The organism is Mucilaginibacter antarcticus (genome assembly GCF_042686155.1).
GTDB lineage: Bacteria > Bacteroidota > Bacteroidia > Sphingobacteriales > Sphingobacteriaceae > Mucilaginibacter > Mucilaginibacter antarcticus.
This window is the reverse complement of the sequence record NZ_JBHUON010000017.1, coordinates 60,752-77,008: the sequence shown is the minus strand read 5'-3', so window position 1 is coordinate 77,008 and position 16,257 is coordinate 60,752. Positions and strand designations below refer to the sequence as shown.

The following is a 16,257-nucleotide window of genomic DNA, read 5'->3' as shown; positions in this document are numbered from 1 at the left end:
GCAATACCATGGAAGACAAAAAACTACTGATACTTAATAGCCAGCAAATACAGCAAAAAATTGATCGTATTGCTTACCAGATATTGGAGGATAACTTTGAAGAAAAGGAAATTATCATAGCCGGTATGCTGCCTCGCGGTGGCTTTTTAGCTGCGCGGTTAAAGAAAGTGTTAGATGAGATAGCTCCCTTTAAAAGCACCCTGCTAACGCTTGACCTTGACCGTTTTAGCAGTAGCCTGAATGCCAAAATAGATTTCGATATCGAGATCTGTAATGATAAAGCAGTTATCCTGGTTGACGATGTGCTAAACAGCGGCAAATCACTGGCGTATGGTTTCGGTGTGTTTTTAGATGTGCCTCTTAAAAAATTGCGTACCGTAGTACTGATTGATCGTAATCACAAAAGTTTCCCGGTAAGTACCGATTATTCGGGCATAGCCCTGTCCACAATAATCAAACAACATATTGATGTGGTACTTAGCGAAACCGGCGAAGAGGATGCGGTTTACTTGATGTAAATTTGTAAATTTGATTGGGAAGGAGTAGTGTATGTCAATAGCAGAAATTAAACAAACCAAAACAAACCTGATAGCTTGGATTGAACAACTGTCAGACACTAAGATGCTTTCTGTTTTGGAAAGCATTAAAAACTCTAAAACTAACGGAGATTGGTGGGAAGATCTTTCGGTATCTCAGCGAGAGAACATCGATGATGGAATTAGAGATGTAGAAGAAGGACGAACGGTATCTTCTACCGAATTTTGGAATAGATTGAAAAATGGCTGAGAAAATATTGCCTGTAATTTATTCTGATCGTGCTATTTCCAATTCTTTGATTATTAAAAAATTTTTACTTTCAAAATTCACCCCAAAAGAAGTAAATGCTTTTTATGAAATGCTCAATAAATTCGAGCAAATTGTTTCGGTTTTTCCAGAAATTTATCCTAAAAGCGCAATCAAATCAAAAGCCCGGCGAGCAGTCTTAAGCAAACAGTTATCAGTTTTTTATATCCTATATAAGGAACAAATTTCAGTTGTTGGTATTGTTGACAATCGTATGGGTTACGATAAATGGCCATCTTAATTGATAATTATAAAGAAAAAAAAGTCCTGAAGAATACTTCAGGACTTTTTTTTTCATCGGGTGTCGAAAGTTCCCCAATGATAACGATCTATTTCTCCATTTGAGCAATAACCTCAGCCGTTACACCAGTGTAAGAGAAGCCTCCGTCATGGAACAGGTTCTGCATGGTAACCATTTTGGTTAGGTCAGAGAATAGCGTTACTACATAGTCAGCACATTGGTCCGCATTGGCATTACCAAGCGGGCTCATTTTTTCGGCATAGTTGATAAAGCCATCAAACCCTTTAACGCCTGATCCGGCAGTTGTACGGGTTGGCGATTGTGATACCGTATTGATACGCACTTTCTTTTTAGTGCCATAGAAATAACCGAAGTTACGGGCAATGCTTTCTAACACCGCTTTGTTATCAGCCATATCATTATAATCAGGGAATACACGTTGGGCTGCAATGTAAGTTAAAGCCACAACAGAACCCCACTCGTTGATGGCATCCAATTTCATGGCCGTTGCCAATACGCGGTGTAGGCTTAATGCTGATATATCAAAACCCTTATGGGTAAAATCGTAGTTGTTATCAAAGTAAGGGATGCCTTTACGCACGTTGATGCTCATGCCAATTGAGTGCAATACAAAATCAACCTTGCCACCAAAATGTTCCATTGACTGGGTAAACAAGTTCTCAATGTCTGCCGCAACTGTAACATCGGCAGGGATAACGGGCGCATTAATTTCTTCGGCCAGTTTATTTATAGTACCCATACGCAAAGCGATAGGGGCATTGGTTAATACAATTTCGGCGCCCTCTGCAAAGCAGTGTTGAGCTGTTTTCCAGGCGATTGAGTTTTCGTCTAATGCGCCAAAAATTATTCCTTTTTTGCCTTTTAATAAATTATAAGCCATGTTTTAATTTTTGTTTATAATGCCTGCAAATGTAGATAATTATTGAATTACAATTAAATATAAAAAGCGCTGCTCAATAGCGCTGTTTTGCTACTTAAAGCTGCATTGTGGCACATGATCGTTCACCATACCTACGGCCTGCATAAAGGCATAGCAAATAACGCTTCCAAAAAAAGTAAAGCCCCGTTTCTTCATGTCTTTGCTAATAGCGTCGGATATTGGAGTGGTAACTGGTGTACTGCCTGATGCATTATTAATTGGCTTGCCATCAGGCATAAAGCTATACAGGTAGTTATCAAAAGATCCAAACTCCTTTTGTACCTGCAAAAACAAGTTAGCCGATTTGATAGCCGCGCGCACTTTCAACCGGTTGCGAATAATGCCTGCATCTTGCAGCAAACGCTCCACATCGTCTTCGCCAAAGGCAGCAACCTTATCTACATCAAAATTTGCGAAGGCATTTCTGTACCCTTCGCGGCGTTTCAAAATAGTGATCCAGCTTAAACCGGCTTGTGCGGCTTCGAGTATCAAAAACTCAAATAATACTTTATCGTCGTGTGTGGTTTTACCCCATTCGGTGTCATGATAATGTACATATAGCGGGTCGGTGCCACACCAGGCACAGCGTTTTATTGGGGTCGGCATATTGATTTAATGTTGTATGTAAGTGCTTATAAAAATAAGGAATAATTAATTGCACGGCTACAAATCGCCCACCCGGATTTTACGTATGTAAATTAAACCAATAGTGCAATGAAAATCCTTACCCCAAAAAATCACGGTATAATTGACTACCTGGTAGTGCTGTTTCTATTAGCATCGCCCATGTTATTTGGCATGAGCCATACCATTGCTTTGTTTACTTATGGCTTGGGCCTGGTACATTTGGCACTTACCCTGCTTACAGATTTTAGCGTCGGCGTTGTAAAACTTATCCCGCTGCCCATCCACGGTTTTATCGAACTTGCTGTAGGTATAATACTTATTGCCTTAGCCTACACATTGTTTAAAGACGACGAGCTTGGTAAACTATTTTACACCGGTTTTGGCACCGCGGTTTTAGCCGTTTTTTTAATAACCGACTATAACAAATCTGCGGGAGTATAATTTTTTACCAAAGTAGCCCAGTCGTTTTATATCCGCCCGGGGGCATCTAGCGCGAAGATTGTGTTTAATATGATGTTTGACCTTTATTACATGTTGGTTATAGGCGATTCCCGATCTTCCTTTAAAACGCATTGATAATTTTATTGCGTGGTCTTAGAGTTTTATTGACGAGATAAAATATGAAATCCACTATCTTTATCGGGTCATTTATACGCAAGAAACATGGAAAGCTTAACCCCAAATATTTTCACCAAGGATATGAAAGCCAGTATTGCTTTCTATAAATTACTTGGCTTTAAAATTAGCATGCAGCTGCCTGAAGAGGGTGATGAGCTAGTTTGGGCAAACCTAAGTAATGGCGGAGTTAATATTATGCTGCAATCTTTTGACAGCCTGGGGAATGATTTACCTGAAGTAAATCGTGCCAATGGCGCATCTCTTTTATTATATATCAACGTTAAAAATATCCGCGAACTATTTGAGCAAGTAAAGGACAAAGTTGTTGTTTTAAAGAACATTGATGTCACTTTTTACGGTGCGACAGAATTTTCTGTAAAAGATAGCAACGGCTATGTGCTTACTTTTGCCGAGCACGAATAGGCCATGATAACCTTTAAGCGTACCGACCATGTAAATGTATGCGTCCCGATTGAAAAGATTGAGGAGGCGCACACATTTTATGCCGATGTGCTGGGCCTTACACCTAAACCCCGCCCGGACCATGTGTTTGACACGCCGGGCTATTGGTTCGCCTTGGCCGATATCGAGTTTCATGTGGGCGTTGAGCCGGTGTCAGGCAATACCTTTAGGCATACCGCTTTTGAGGTTACTGATCTGTCGGCCTGCAGGCAACACCTAATTGAAAATGGTATTTCTATAGACGAGCAACCGTTTATTGAGGGCCGCGACCGCTTTATGTTCTCAGATCCGTTTGGTAACCGAATGGAGTTGCTCGAGTATTTCAGCCCGTCCTAACCCTTCCCGGAAGGGTTAGGTTAAAAAAGTCTCCGCTTCCGCGAGAGATTTAGAGGGGGTATTTTTGTACATTTGCCGCATGGCCACTATCAAACCATCTGTACCCAAAGGCACCCGAGATTTTTCGCCTGCCGAAATGGTAAAACGTAACTTTATTTTTGATACCATTAAAGGCGTTTTTCGCAAATATGGCTATCAGCAAATAGAAACCCCGTCGATGGAGAACCTCTCGACCCTTACCGGTAAATATGGCGACGAGGGCGATAAGCTGATGTTTAAGATATTGAACAGCGGCGATTATTTATCAAAAGTTGATCCGGCCAAACTTAACGTTGCTAATTCAAACCAGTTGGTTGCTGATATTTCTGAAAAAGCGCTACGCTACGATCTAACAGTGCCCTTCGCTCGTTACGTAGTTCAGCATCAAAACGAAATCACCTTCCCTTTTAAACGTTTCCAGGTACAACCGGTTTGGCGTGCAGACAGGCCGCAAAAAGGTCGCTACCGCGAGTTCTTTCAGTGCGATGCCGATGTTGTAGGTTCCGATTCTTTATTAAATGAAGCCGAATTTATCTTGATTTACGACGAAGCCTTAAGCGCTTTAGGATTGAAAGATTTCAGCATAAAAATAAATAATAGAAAAATTCTATCAGGCGTTGCCGACGTTATAGGTAAAAGTGATAACATCATTGACCTTACGGTTGCCATTGACAAGCTGGATAAAATTGGCCTGGATGGTGTTATTAAAGAGTTGCTTGAGCGGGGTTTCACAATTGATGATATTGAAAAATTAAAACCTGTTATTTTGCTGGAAGGCAGTAACCAAACCAAGCTTGCCAGCCTGCGCGAAGCACTGGCAACATCGGCCATAGGTTTAAAAGGTTGCGAAGAAATAGCGCAGGTGTTTAGCTACATTAACCATTTTAAATTACAAAAAGCAACCATCGAGCTGGATATTACGCTTGCTCGTGGTTTAAACTATTATACCGGCGCCATTTTCGAAGTTAAAACCAACGAGGTTGCCATGGGCAGCATTGGCGGCGGCGGCCGTTATGACGACCTTACCGGTATGTTCGGCTTAAAAGGCTTAACCGGCGCGGGTATCTCTTTCGGTGCTGACAGGATCTATGACGTTATGGAAGAGCTTAACCTTTTCCCTGCAGATGCTAACCAAAGCACCGTGGTATTGATCTCTTGCTTTGATAAAGATGGGGAGCTTTACGCCCTTCCGTTGCTTCAACAACTGCGCAACAATGACATCAACGCTGAACTGTATCCCGCGGGAGCGAAGATCAAGAAACAATTGGATTACGCCAATAATAAAAATATACCCTATACCGTAGTCATCGGCAGCGACGAAATGGAAAGCGGCCTGCTTACTTTTAAAGATATGGCGTCCGGAGAGCAATCAAAACTAACAGCTGATGAAATCATCGCTAAACTTGCGGCTTTATAAATTTCATTTTTTGTCCTCCCGCGCGATAGCGAAGGATCTTCTATGCGCGATTCGCAGTGGGTTTGCTTGTCAATAGAAGAATCTTGGCTATGGCTCACGGTGACAAGTAGATTTATCCAATTGTTTCACTCAACCATACCTTAAACTCATTCACCGTATAAAAAATATACTCAGGTTTTAGAGGTAGTAGCTCGGCTGCATCGGTAGTTTCGGCCCAGGCAGCAGCAGCTATTGGTATGCCAACGGTTTTACAATAATTAATATCGCTTGGGGCATCGCCTACATATAAGCTCTCGCCGGCGTTGGCGCCTAATCGCTCTAAAACCTTTTTAATACCCGCTACTTTTACCGACCCTTCCGGCGATCCGGTCTCCATCACATTAAAATATTTAGTAAGGCCAAATTGTTGTAATGATATTACCGTGCTATGCGGTCCTTTACCGGTAACCATAGCTAATTGTATGCCTTTGTCGGTTAAAAAATCCAACAAATCGGCAATGCCATCAAAAGGAATAGGACAGGTATAGTGAAGCTCACGATAGTGCTTCAGGTAAGACTTTATTCCTGCTTCCTCGTTTTGAGGAACCAATTTGCGAATGGTGCCTTCTTCTGACGGGCCGAAGGACGCAACGATCTCTTCGTCACTAAGTTCTTGCTTTAATAATGGTTCAATGCTTTTTCTAAAGGCTGCTATACAAAGTGGCAGGGTGTTGGCAATGGTGCCATCCAAATCAAAAATTACGGTTTTCAAGGTCATGACGGCTAACCTATAAAAATATTGCCGTACAAAAAAACGCAATTATTAGAAGTGGATGACTTAGTGCATCAAACAAACAACCTGCGTCAACTCTTATTCAGATATGAAAAAGCAAAACCTGGTAATTGGATTAGCAGCGGGCGCGGGCGTAGCGGCTTTAGTGTATGGCCTGTTTTCGAGCGATATCCCAAAAGGAGCTACGGCCGTATCACCCTTTGAAAAGGAACGATATATGGGCCTTTGGTACGAAATAGCCAGAATGCCTAATTTAATAGAGAAAGACCTGATCAAGTTAACGGAAGAATACGCGATGGATGACAATGGTAACATGACCGTCGTTACCCGCTCATACAACCAGAAAAAAGATAAGTGGAACGAGGTATCGGGCAAATTGAAGATGGCAGGCCCAGATAGCGTGGGCATGCTCAAGGTGTCGTATTTCGGGCCCGCTTATGTGGCTTATAACGTTTTAGCGCTTGACCCTGATTATCGTTACGCGCTGGTATCAGGCAGTGGGTCTGGTTATCTTTGGATATTGTCAAAAGGAAAAAGCATCCCCGAAGATATCAAACAACAATTTTTAGCTCAGGCTCAACAAATAGGTTTCGATATAAATAAACTGGAATGGCCGGCCGCATAGATAAATATGGCTGGGTTCTGCTGATTACACTTACCTTGCCAAGGCTAACTTATGGACAAGCCGTTCCGACCGACTCGCTGCAGGCCGACTCGCTAAGGGCCAAGAAAACCGGCCAATCGCCGGTTGCGGATGATCTGTCCCGGCAATATGATTTTAACGACTTGACCCGGGCAATTTTCCATCCTGGTCGTACGGTCGACCCTGAAAAGAAAAACTCAGGCCTTACCATAGTACCCAACATAGCTGCAAACCCGACTATTGGTGCACAGCTGGGCATAAAAGCGGTGGCCGGTCGCAGGTTGGGCGGTGATCCAAAAACACTACTGTCTATCGCGGCAACATCGGCTTCTATAACCACAAAGGGCATCATCTACTTTTATCTAAACCACAATGTATTTACACCCGGTAACAAGTGGAACTTTCAGGGTAACCTTGTAGCTGCCAAAACCGTATCGCCTGATTATGGCTTGGGTATAGGGCAAAATTTAGAAGGTGGAAGTACAGAAGACCAGGTTTTGGCTAACAACGCCCGCAAAGGTTTCGCGCTACGGTCCTTCTACTTCAACTTCCGCGAAAAGGTGTACAAAAATATCGGCAAAAATTTCTTCGCGGGGGCGGGCTTGTCATTCGAGATCAGGCGAAACCTAACCACTGGCGGTAACCCCGGCGTTACTACACCGTCAACGGTTTATAATGATCGCCACGGGTTTCCTCAAGATCATTACGCGTCTAACGGTTTCTTGTTTAATCTGGCTTATACCACACGCGACAACCCTAACCGGGCCTACAAGGGCATGTTTTTTGACGCGGGTATCCGTATCAATCAGCGGTTTATTGGCAGTACAAAAAGCTCGGTACAGTTTACAACTGATTTCCGTAAATACCTCAGTTTATCTAACTCAAATCCCGAAACGGTGCTGGCGCTTTGGAACTGGGGATCTTATCTGCTAAGTGGCGACATCCCTTATCTTGAGCTACCCGGCACTGCCCGCGATGGATCTTTCCGCAGCGGCAGGGCTTATGTTTCTCAATACTTTAAAGGCACACAGTTTAATGATACCGAGTTGGAACTGCGTTTCCCTATCATGCGAAACAAATTTTTAAGCGGCGTGGCTTTCGGCAGCATGCAAAGCGCTAACGACGAGCATGGCACCAAACTTTTTCAAAAATTCCAGCCGGGATATGGTGCGGGTTTGCGGGTACTGTTTAATAAAGCCACACGTACAAATTTGGCCTTGGATTATGCTTTTGGACGGTATGGCGCACGTGGTTTCTTCCTGAATTTGAATGAGACGTTTTAGGAAATGTTTTACATATTTGTGTAAACCATTTAAACACAGTACCCCGTGAAATTTTATTTAAAAATAGCCCTGCCAGCGTTATTACTGATTGCTTCGCAATTTGATATCGCCCACGCGCAAAGTAAACTCATAAAAAATCTGGAAGCCGGAAAGCCGCAGATACTGGTAACCTATGGCACCAGTTTAACGGCTGCCGTGGGTGGCAAGGCTTGGGTGAATGAGATTACAGCCACCCTGAATAAAAAATACAATGGTTTGCTAACTACAATTAATTCGGCAAAGAGTGCCATGTGGTCTACCTGGGGTGTACAGCACCTGGAAGACAGCGTCATCAAAAAGAACCCTGATGCGATAATTATTGAGTTTGGCATGAACGACGCTTTTTTGAACTATAAAACAAGTGTTGAGCTGGCGCGATTGAACCTGAATTACATGATTGATCGCATTAAGCTGAATAACCCAGATTGCGAGGTGATACTGCAAACCATGAACATTGCCTTAGATGGCAGTGGCGCCGCCCGGCCCGATCTGCTTAAATATTACCAGATGTACCGCGACGTAGCTAAACAACGCAAGCTGTTGCTGATAGACCACTACCCCCACTGGAAAGCCCTATTAGACCAGGGTCGCGAGGCTTACTTAAAGGCTATGCCAGATGGTCTGCATCCGGGCGTTGAGGCATCAAAAACAATGATTGCGCCTTATGTTGTGGAGCGCTTGAATGCGAAGAAAAATTGATATAATGTGTGGTAGGAGAGTGTAATGCATTCGTCTCACTTTTAATGATTTTTTGGATTTCGTAACGATTATGATAGATAATTGCCGGATTATGCCGTTTATGTATCTTGGTAGCGCTTAAAGCAAAATAATTACTCAATTAGTACAAACCATGAATAAAAAATTTATCTGGCCGGCGGCTGTGCTTGTGGCGCTACTTGGCCTTACAGGTTTTATCGCCATAAAACAAATGGCCGATGTTAAAGCCGACCTTACCCTGCCGCAAGGCTTTTCTGCTACTATAGTGGCCGACTCATTAGGTGGCGTTAGGCACATTGCCGTAACTAGCCGTGGCGATGTTTATGTTAAAATGGGCAGTACCCGTAAAACTAATGGTAAAGGCATTATTTTTTTAAGTGATACCAACCATGACGGTCGCCTGGATAAAAAATTGCTTTTTGGCGATTACGTGGGCACGGGTATCAAAATAAAAGATCATTACCTGTACGCGTCGTCAAACAGCGCCGTGTATCGTTATAAACTAAATGACAAAGACGAGGTAATCAATACAGAAAACCCTGAAACCATTGTACAAGGCCTGGCAGATCATCGCCAGGACAATGCAAAACCATTGACATTTGATGAACAGGGCAACTTGTATGTCACTATTGGTTCATGGTCTGACGCTTGCCGCGAAAAAGGGTCAGCAGTTGGGATCCCTGGTTGCCCTCTTCTTGATTCGGCCGGTGGGATTTGGAAATTCAAAGCCAATAAATTAAACCAATCTTTTGGCGATGGCGTTAAGTTTGCCACAGGCATTAAAAATGCGGTAGGCTTAGCTTATAACCCAGGGTCAAAATCAGTTTTTGCTACCAATCACGGCCGTAGCTTTGACAAGCAATCCGGACCGTTTTTTACCCCTCAGATGAACGCGCAATTACCAGCTGAAGCTATCTATGAATTGAAGCAAGGTACCAACGCAGGCTGGCCGTTTACCTACTATGATCAAAATTTGAAAAAGGCGATGCTTTCGCCGGAATATGGCGGCGACGGCGCAAAACCCGGCGATAGCAAGTACACTGATCCTACGGTAGCATTCCCCGGTCACCTGGCACCTAACGATATGTTATTTTATACCGGCAACATGTTTCCTAAGCGTTATAAAAACGGTGCTTTTGTTGCTTTCCATGGCAGATCATCAAACCCGGTTAAAGGATATTTTGTAGCTTTTGTGCCTTTCGTTAATGGCAAGCTATCATCAAACTGGGAGGTTTTTGCTGACAACTTTACCGGCTCTCCGGACCTCGAGCATCCAACCGGCCCTATGAAATATCGCCCTATGGGGTTATCACAAGGTGCCGATGGAGCCCTTTATGTGTCCGACGATTTAAAAGGGGCTATTTTTAAAATAGCGTATAAATAAGATCCTTCAATGAACAAAAGAAGCACTGCATTAGCGGTGCTTTTTTGTTTTCAAATATTTTGATAAGGGTGGTCGGGCATTTAGATGTTTATATTTGATCAATCTAAATAAAAAAACGCCTTACATTTCTGCAAGGCGTTTTTGTTATCATAGATAGATATTATTTGTTCATTATCAAATGATAAGATAAAGTTGCGCCGGTGGATCCAGATACGTAAACCGTGTAGATATGGCCCGCCTGAATGGTAACCGGTATGTTAAGTAGCACCGACGTTGAGCCCGCCAGGTACAAAGAAAATGCTGTAGCTGCATTTATCTCGTAATAGGCCGAGGCAGCTTTGCGGCCAAGCCCGGTAACCAGCTTGGTGCCGGCAGCCACGCCAAAATCAACATTTGTAGTTAGTACCGAGCTTAGATTAATAAAGCGCACACGTGCTTTCCCTGGTTGCGGATCTGTTTGGTCGTCTTTTAAAGTCACAGTAGATTTATCATCAAGATAGAAAACGCTGTAATAATTTCCCGCTTCAGTATTTAAGCTGGCGGTACTATTAACAGTTGCCGTACCAGATGATTTAAATTGTAATTGGTGATCGCCAACTTTTACAGGAGTATACGTGGTTGCCTGGGTGTAAGCCAATGCATTTACATTTGTCTTATTGTCATCTACTGTAAAGTCTTGTGACGTTGAACCTTCAGCACTGTTGGTAGCCATAATATAAGCAGATGGCTCAGCATCTTTGTCTTTCTTACAGGATGATAGCCCGGCTGAAAATAAGGCAATCGCGCCTAGCGCGATGATAAATTTTGCCTTGTGAAATTGTATTGTTTTCATAAGTTTTATATATATTATTAACCTTTGAACAATATTTATAGCTTATGGTTTTAATGTGTTCTTAAAAGTTAAGCTCTAGGGATTTGCATGCCTGTCTTTTAATTTTGTAACGGCAATCACAAATATTGGCTTTTACACCATTGCCGGTCCCCGAAAATCAGGGCCGGGAATGGTGTTATTATAAACGACGCTTAAAATTTATACGATGCGCTCAATATAAACTGACGCAATCTTTGCGGGTTCACCGTTGTATAGCCGGTGTAGTACTGTTTGTTTGTTAGGTTGTTAACCGCAACGCCTACGCGGTATTTGGTACGGTCGAAAAATACGTTACCGTTAAACAGGTAGTATTCAGGCAACACAAATGTGCCGCTGGCTACATTATTTACTACTTTGTTTTTGCTGGCAAAATTGCCGCCTAAACCTGCGCCTAAACCTTTAACAGCAGTTTCGGGCAAGCGGTAGCTTAAGTAAAAATTAGCCAGGTAGGGCGATCCGGCTTCAACGGGGCGAAGGCCGTTTACATTTGCATCGGCTTTGGTGAACTTGGCGTTATTGTAAGCAAAGCCTGCAATAACGTTAAAGCCCATGTAAGGTGTTGCAATAATTTCGGTTTCGAAACCTTTGCTAACCTGTGTGCCATCTTGCGCTTGCGAAAATACGCTAGGCGTTGGGCCTGTCACGCTATACAAGCTGTTTGTAAGTTTAATGTTGTAGTAGCTGATAGTACCATTCAATTTACCATCAAACAAAGCCAGTTTAACACCACCCTCGATTTGGTTAGCATTTTGCGTTTTAGCTACCTGGGTTACACCGGCAGCATTTATATACATGCCCGGGTTAACAAAGCCATTTTGGTAGTTACCAAACAAAGAAAGTTGGTCTTTAATGGGCTGAAATATCAAGCCAAATTTTGGTGCAATGGTTGTCTGATTAAACGCCGGGGCAGTTTGCACACGGTCATAATTTTCAGAACCCGCATGTCTGTAGTGGTCTAAGCGTAAACCTACTGAGGCGATCAGGCGATCGGTGAGGTTTACAACATCAGATAGGTAGGTGCTGTACGTGTTTGTTTTAAAGTAGTATGTATAGGTATTGCTCGCAGTAAGCGGATTTGCAGCGTTGGTAGCATTAATCACGGCCTGGTTAAATGAACCATAGTTAAACGTTGAACTTTGCAATGGTGCTACGCCGTAAAAGTTACTGTAAAACAATTGATTTGAGTTTTGACGCTGATAATCTAACCCAAACACAAAGCGATGACGGATGGTGCCTGTTTTAAAATCGCCGTTCAGGTTATGTTGAACCTCTATGGCGCTCAACTTGCTGTCTTTGGTAGCCTGGTCTGCCCTGATAACGTAGCCATGGCCGTTAGCGCTTGCCGGTGTACCCGGAGCAAAAGTAGCGGCCGTTGCATCATCGCCTAAATAAAAGAATGGGTTCGAACCATCTGAATAGCTGTTTGATGATGAGAAAATGGTTTGCGACGTAAAGTTGTCCGAGATCTGGTAATTAGCCTGTGCGAAATAATTCATGCTGCGGCTGTATTGTCTGATATCGTCGTTTACATAAGCGTTTTTGTAGTTTATGCCTAAGTCTTTAGCTTCTGTTACACCCATTGCTTTTGGGGTTGAATAAAAGAAGAAGAATGGTTTTGCAGAGTTGCGTCCAACATATAATTCGGCATCAAACTGGAAAGTTAATCTGTCTGTAGCTTTAACAGTTAAGCTGGGTGCAACAGCAAACGTACGGCTCTTGCCATAATTTTGAAAGCTGCCTTCGTAATTGTGCGCCGCGTTTAAGCGGAATAGTACGTTTTTGTTGTTTGTAATAGGTGCATTTAAGTCTATTGTAGTACGGTTAAGGTTGTAGCTACCTACGCTTTGGCCAATTTCTAAACCAAAGTTTTCGTAAGGTTTTTTGGTAACACGGTTGATCAAACCACCAAATGAGGTTAAGGTGCTACCAAATAAGGTTGCTGATGGGCCTTTAATTACTTCAACTTTTTCAATGTTAACGGCGTCAACCGTGCTGGTAACCAATCCTGAAACACCATTGCGCAAACGGGTTTGCGTAGGGAAACCGCGTAGTGTAAAATATCCGCCACCATCGCCGGCTCGGCCGGTTGCATCCCACATTTTTTGCAGGCCCGGAGCGTTGCGTAACGCGTCATCAACGCTGAATATTTGCTGTTCAGCGATTAATGCGCGTGTGACAGTAGTGTAACTTTGCGCGTTTTCAAGCGAGCTCAAAGGGATTTTAGCAGCATCTGTGCTTACACGGCTGGCAAAACGGTTTGAACGATTTGCTATAATATTAACTTCTGTTAGCTGGGCGTTACTTGCATTAACTGTTATTTGGGGTACGTTGGTAGTTTGACCACCGGTAACTGTAACAGACTGAGCCACCGGCTGCACGCCTATATAAGATATAACAATGGTGTAAGAACCTGCTGGGGCCTTAAATGCGTATTCGCCGTCTTTGTTGGTAGTGGTGCCAAAGCTGGTGCCTTGCAAACCAATGGATACGTAAGCGGCAGGGTCGTTATTGGCGGCTAGTACTTTGCCGGTAAGGGTGCCACGGGTTGTTTGTGCAAGAGCATTACTAAAAGTAAGCGTAAGCACTATCGTAAACAGTTTAAATGGGATAAGGTAGATTCGATTCATATTGTTCTTATTAAGACTAATTATAAATAATGGCGCAAATGTAGTACTTTTTTAATAAGTACCAAATGAAGCTTGTATTAATTAAACAGCGCTGCGTTCAATTATAAAATCTTGCTCAAAAACTTAAACAAATTGGTTGTTCTATTAAACATTCTTAATTTAATTTACGTTATTGTCCTTTTAGTTATGAAAGGACCTGTAGCTGCCGAAACTCAAGGAATTAGCGATAGCGAAGCGCGTTACCGCGCATTAGTAGCCGCGACATCAGATGTGGTATACCGCATGGGTGCGGATTGGAGCGACATACGCGAACTGGGTTCCGGCGACTACTTATCAGATACTAAAAGGCCATCAAGAAACTGGATGCCTCAGGATATTCATCCCTTAGATCAGCAAATGGTAAAAGACGCCATTAACGAAGCTATCCGGGACAAGAAAACTTATGCGTTAGAGCATAGGATAATGCTGACAAACGGGTCATTGGGCTGGATATCGTCTAAAGCCGTTCCAATTTTAAATCAACAAGGCGAACTTATGGAATGGTTTGGCGCTGCTACCGACATTACACCACGCAAGCGTATGGAGCAGGCTTTGCAAGAAGCCCGCGATGAAGCGCAGCAGCACGAGCGGCTTTATGAAACTATCACATCAAATACGCCCGATTTGATCTATGTGTTTAACCTGGACTATACATTTCACTATGCTAATACCGCCTTGCTAAACATGTGGGGTAAAACCTGGGACGAAGCGATAGGTAAAAATCTGCTTGCCAACGGCTATGAACCATGGCATGCAGAAATGCATGAGCGCGAAATTGATCATATAGTGGCCACTAAAGAGGTGGTTCGCGGGGAGGTAAGTTTCCCGCATGCTACTTTGGGCCGCAGGGTATACGATTATATTTTAACCCCGGTTATTAATGCACAGGGCCAGGTTGTATCGGTAGCAGGCACAACGCGTGATATTAGCGATATAAAAGAGAACGAACGCCGTAAGGGTGACTTTATCAGCATGGTGAGCCATGAGCTAAAAACACCACTTACATCGGCAACCAGTTATGTGCAGGTGGCACAAAAAAGGGCTGCCGAAGGGGGCGACAACACCACTGCCGCTATGCTTGATCGGGCTAATAAGCAACATACTAAAATGACCCGTATGATCAACGGGTTCCTCAACGTTTCGCGGTTAGAGTCGGGGAAATTGCAGATCGATCCTCAGCGTTTTGATCTGGCAGATCTGGTGGCCGATGTGCAGGAAGAGGCCGAATCATCTTTCGCCACTCACCCCATCGTATTTGATGTTTGCCCCGAAGTATTTCTGAATGCCGACAAAGAAAAGATAGAACAGGTGTTTAACAACTTAATCAGCAACGCCGTGAAATATTCGCCGGCCGGCACGCCTATTAATATCGCCTGCCAGCTTAAAGACGATTTATTGCAGGTGAGCGTTAAAGATGCCGGCCCGGGTATACACGCCGACGAACTGCCTTTGCTGTTTGATCGTTATTATCGGGTAAAAGAGGTTGAAACTAAACAAATATCAGGTTTTGGTATTGGCCTATACTTATGCGCCGAAATTGTTAAGCGCCATGGCGGTCAAATTTGGGCCGAGAGCGAGCCCGGCAGAGGCAGCATTTTTCATTTTAGCTTACCAATAGCACAATAACGATTATAGCCAGATCTTCCGGTCATGGTGGTTCTTTACGGGCAAATGTTAAATGACTAATGCCTCCGACACAAGGTAGGCACCTAAAACAACGCGGGCTGTATTTTTCAGGGCAGTTTCTGTACGCATTATCATATTACCGGCTTTAAGCGCGTTGTGTTTCATAATATTGATATTTTTGATCTGCAAACAATTTAAGCCCGCGGGGTTTATTAAATAAAACATATCTATGAGTACTGAAAAAGCCATTTTAGCAGGCGGCTGCTTTTGGGGAGTTGAAGAATTGATAAGGCAGCAACCAGGTGTGGTTTCAACTGTGGTTGGCTATACTGGCGGCGATGTAAAAAATGCTACTTACCGTAACCACGGCACACATGCCGAAGGAATTGAAGTTGTATTTGATCCTGCTGTGATATCGTATCGCACACTTCTTGAATATTTCTTCATGATACATAACCCTACTACCCGTAACAGGCAGGGCAATGATATGGGGGCCTCATATCGGTCGGCTATATTTTATGTGGACGATACGCAACGCGAAACTGCCCAAAATTTGATCGCAGAAATGGATGCATCAGGCAAATGGCCGGGCCCGGTTGTTACAGAAGTAGTACCTGCCGGCGATTTTTGGAGTGCCGAAGAAGAACACCAGGCTTATTTGCAGAAAAACCCATACGGTTACACTTGCCATTTTGAGCGACCTGAGTGGACGCTAAGTTAACTTACAACTAAT

18 protein-coding genes are annotated in these 16,257 nt (G+C 43.4%); 13 read left to right on the top strand and 5 right to left on the bottom strand.

The window, feature by feature from the left end:
- Window positions 1-8: 8 nt before the first annotated feature.
- Genes ACFSYC_RS14035 through ACFSYC_RS14025 form a run of 3 tightly spaced genes read left to right on the top strand, consistent with a single transcriptional unit; the run spans window position 9 to window position 1,084 of the window.
- The gene (locus ACFSYC_RS14035; RefSeq protein ID WP_377128839.1) at window positions 9-518 is read left to right on the top strand and encodes a phosphoribosyltransferase family protein; all 510 of its coding nucleotides are present in this window, start codon (window positions 9-11) and stop codon (window positions 516-518) included.
- Window positions 519-549: 31 nt separating this feature from the next.
- Complete coding sequence (locus tag ACFSYC_RS14030) at window positions 550-786, top strand: hypothetical protein (protein ID WP_377128836.1); 237 nt, start codon at window positions 550-552, stop codon at window positions 784-786.
- The gene (locus tag ACFSYC_RS14025) at window positions 779-1,084 is read left to right on the top strand and encodes a hypothetical protein (RefSeq protein ID WP_377128833.1); all 306 of its coding nucleotides are present in this window, start codon (window positions 779-781) and stop codon (window positions 1,082-1,084) included. Before ACFSYC_RS14030 ends, ACFSYC_RS14025 begins: the two co-directional genes overlap by 8 nt.
- Before the next feature lie 88 nt (window positions 1,085-1,172).
- On the opposite strand, the gene ACFSYC_RS14020 is transcribed toward ACFSYC_RS14025, so the two are convergent.
- On the bottom strand, window positions 1,173-1,985 hold the full coding sequence (locus ACFSYC_RS14020; protein WP_377128830.1) for an enoyl-ACP reductase FabI: 813 nt from the start codon (window positions 1,983-1,985) through the stop codon (window positions 1,173-1,175).
- 90 nt (window positions 1,986-2,075) lie between these two features.
- Window positions 2,076-2,630 carry a DNA-3-methyladenine glycosylase I gene (locus ACFSYC_RS14015; protein ID WP_377128827.1) on the bottom strand — a complete coding sequence of 185 codons (555 nt, stop codon included), beginning with the start codon at window positions 2,628-2,630 and terminating at the stop codon, window positions 2,076-2,078.
- Between the two features lie 108 nt (window positions 2,631-2,738).
- Here ACFSYC_RS14015 and ACFSYC_RS14010 point away from each other — a divergent pair, with 108 nt between their 5' ends.
- The 4 genes from ACFSYC_RS14010 (at window position 2,739) to hisS (ending at window position 5,523) form a co-directional block, all read left to right on the top strand.
- On the top strand, window positions 2,739-3,092 hold the full coding sequence (locus ACFSYC_RS14010) for a hypothetical protein (protein WP_377128824.1): 354 nt from the start codon (window positions 2,739-2,741) through the stop codon (window positions 3,090-3,092).
- Window positions 3,093-3,314: 222 nt separating this feature from the next.
- Complete coding sequence (locus tag ACFSYC_RS14005) at window positions 3,315-3,692, top strand: VOC family protein (protein WP_377128821.1); 378 nt, start codon at window positions 3,315-3,317, stop codon at window positions 3,690-3,692.
- Window positions 3,693-3,695: 3 nt separating this feature from the next.
- Window positions 3,696-4,067 carry a VOC family protein gene (locus ACFSYC_RS14000; RefSeq protein WP_377128818.1) on the top strand — a complete coding sequence of 124 codons (372 nt, stop codon included), beginning with the start codon at window positions 3,696-3,698 and terminating at the stop codon, window positions 4,065-4,067.
- A gap of 79 nt (window positions 4,068-4,146) precedes the next feature.
- Window positions 4,147-5,523, top strand: a complete 1,377-nt coding sequence (gene hisS / locus ACFSYC_RS13995) for a histidine--tRNA ligase (protein ID WP_377128815.1) — start codon at window positions 4,147-4,149, stop codon at window positions 5,521-5,523.
- Between the two features lie 112 nt (window positions 5,524-5,635).
- Here hisS and ACFSYC_RS13990 read toward each other — a convergent pair whose 3' ends face one another.
- Window positions 5,636-6,280, bottom strand: a complete 645-nt coding sequence (locus ACFSYC_RS13990; protein ID WP_377128813.1) for an HAD family hydrolase — start codon at window positions 6,278-6,280, stop codon at window positions 5,636-5,638.
- 103 nt (window positions 6,281-6,383) lie between these two features.
- Between ACFSYC_RS13990 and ACFSYC_RS13985 the strand changes: the two genes are divergently transcribed.
- The 4 genes from ACFSYC_RS13985 to ACFSYC_RS13970 all read left to right on the top strand — a co-directional run bounded on the left by ACFSYC_RS13985 (window position 6,384) and on the right by ACFSYC_RS13970 (window position 10,361).
- Window positions 6,384-6,920, top strand: coding sequence for a lipocalin family protein (locus ACFSYC_RS13985; protein ID WP_377128810.1), 537 nt, complete (start codon window positions 6,384-6,386; stop codon window positions 6,918-6,920).
- A complete protein-coding gene (locus tag ACFSYC_RS13980) occupies window positions 6,905-8,221 on the top strand; it encodes a BamA/TamA family outer membrane protein (protein ID WP_377128808.1) in 1,317 nt (438 codons plus the stop codon). Before ACFSYC_RS13985 ends, ACFSYC_RS13980 begins: the two co-directional genes overlap by 16 nt.
- A 45-nt stretch (window positions 8,222-8,266) precedes the next feature.
- Entirely contained in the window at window positions 8,267-8,959 is a 693-nt protein-coding gene (locus ACFSYC_RS13975) for an SGNH/GDSL hydrolase family protein (protein ID WP_377128805.1), read from the top strand.
- Window positions 8,960-9,110: 151 nt separating this feature from the next.
- Window positions 9,111-10,361 (top strand): PQQ-dependent sugar dehydrogenase, encoded by a 1,251-nt coding sequence (locus ACFSYC_RS13970; RefSeq protein ID WP_377128802.1) that lies wholly within the window; start codon window positions 9,111-9,113, stop codon window positions 10,359-10,361.
- Between the two features lie 160 nt (window positions 10,362-10,521).
- Here the strand turns inward: ACFSYC_RS13970 and ACFSYC_RS13965 are convergent, their stop codons facing one another.
- Together ACFSYC_RS13965 and ACFSYC_RS13960 are read right to left on the bottom strand one after the other, a co-directional pair.
- Window positions 10,522-11,193, bottom strand: a complete 672-nt coding sequence (locus tag ACFSYC_RS13965; protein ID WP_377128799.1) for a DUF4397 domain-containing protein — start codon at window positions 11,191-11,193, stop codon at window positions 10,522-10,524.
- Between the two features lie 191 nt (window positions 11,194-11,384).
- Window positions 11,385-13,859: a TonB-dependent siderophore receptor gene (locus tag ACFSYC_RS13960; RefSeq protein WP_377128796.1), complete on the bottom strand. Its 2,475-nt coding sequence runs from the start codon at window positions 13,857-13,859 to the stop codon at window positions 11,385-11,387.
- 186 nt (window positions 13,860-14,045) lie between these two features.
- Between ACFSYC_RS13960 and ACFSYC_RS13955 the strand changes: the two genes are divergently transcribed.
- On the top strand, window positions 14,046-15,524 hold the full coding sequence (locus ACFSYC_RS13955) for a PAS domain-containing sensor histidine kinase (protein ID WP_377128793.1): 1,479 nt from the start codon (window positions 14,046-14,048) through the stop codon (window positions 15,522-15,524).
- Between the two features lie 229 nt (window positions 15,525-15,753).
- The gene (gene msrA, locus ACFSYC_RS13950) at window positions 15,754-16,245 is read left to right on the top strand and encodes a peptide-methionine (S)-S-oxide reductase MsrA (protein ID WP_377128790.1); all 492 of its coding nucleotides are present in this window, start codon (window positions 15,754-15,756) and stop codon (window positions 16,243-16,245) included.
- The last annotated feature ends 12 nt before the right edge of the window (window positions 16,246-16,257 follow it).

What these genes read in the sequence shown, in the direction of transcription:
- ACFSYC_RS14035 (WP_377128839.1), top strand. Translation starts at nt 9, where the DNA reads ATGGAAGACAAAAAACTACTGATACTTAATAGCCAGCAAATACAGCAA.
- ACFSYC_RS14030 (WP_377128836.1), top strand. Translation starts at nt 550, where the DNA reads ATGTCAATAGCAGAAATTAAACAAACCAAAACAAACCTGATAGCTTGG.
- ACFSYC_RS14025 (WP_377128833.1), top strand. Translation starts at nt 779, where the DNA reads ATGGCTGAGAAAATATTGCCTGTAATTTATTCTGATCGTGCTATTTCC.
- ACFSYC_RS14020 (WP_377128830.1), bottom strand. Translation starts at nt 1,985, where the DNA reads ATGGCTTATAATTTATTAAAAGGCAAAAAAGGAATAATTTTTGGCGCA.
- ACFSYC_RS14015 (WP_377128827.1), bottom strand. Translation starts at nt 2,630, where the DNA reads ATGCCGACCCCAATAAAACGCTGTGCCTGGTGTGGCACCGACCCGCTA.
- ACFSYC_RS14010 (WP_377128824.1), top strand. Translation starts at nt 2,739, where the DNA reads ATGAAAATCCTTACCCCAAAAAATCACGGTATAATTGACTACCTGGTA.
- ACFSYC_RS14005 (WP_377128821.1), top strand. Translation starts at nt 3,315, where the DNA reads ATGGAAAGCTTAACCCCAAATATTTTCACCAAGGATATGAAAGCCAGT.
- ACFSYC_RS14000 (WP_377128818.1), top strand. Translation starts at nt 3,696, where the DNA reads ATGATAACCTTTAAGCGTACCGACCATGTAAATGTATGCGTCCCGATT.
- hisS (WP_377128815.1), top strand. Translation starts at nt 4,147, where the DNA reads ATGGCCACTATCAAACCATCTGTACCCAAAGGCACCCGAGATTTTTCG.
- ACFSYC_RS13990 (WP_377128813.1), bottom strand. Translation starts at nt 6,280, where the DNA reads ATGACCTTGAAAACCGTAATTTTTGATTTGGATGGCACCATTGCCAAC.
- ACFSYC_RS13985 (WP_377128810.1), top strand. Translation starts at nt 6,384, where the DNA reads ATGAAAAAGCAAAACCTGGTAATTGGATTAGCAGCGGGCGCGGGCGTA.
- ACFSYC_RS13980 (WP_377128808.1), top strand. Translation starts at nt 6,905, where the DNA reads ATGGCCGGCCGCATAGATAAATATGGCTGGGTTCTGCTGATTACACTT.
- ACFSYC_RS13970 (WP_377128802.1), top strand. Translation starts at nt 9,111, where the DNA reads ATGAATAAAAAATTTATCTGGCCGGCGGCTGTGCTTGTGGCGCTACTT.
- ACFSYC_RS13965 (WP_377128799.1), bottom strand. Translation starts at nt 11,193, where the DNA reads ATGAAAACAATACAATTTCACAAGGCAAAATTTATCATCGCGCTAGGC.
- ACFSYC_RS13960 (WP_377128796.1), bottom strand. Translation starts at nt 13,859, where the DNA reads ATGAATCGAATCTACCTTATCCCATTTAAACTGTTTACGATAGTGCTT.
- ACFSYC_RS13955 (WP_377128793.1), top strand. Translation starts at nt 14,046, where the DNA reads ATGAAAGGACCTGTAGCTGCCGAAACTCAAGGAATTAGCGATAGCGAA.
- msrA (WP_377128790.1), top strand. Translation starts at nt 15,754, where the DNA reads ATGAGTACTGAAAAAGCCATTTTAGCAGGCGGCTGCTTTTGGGGAGTT.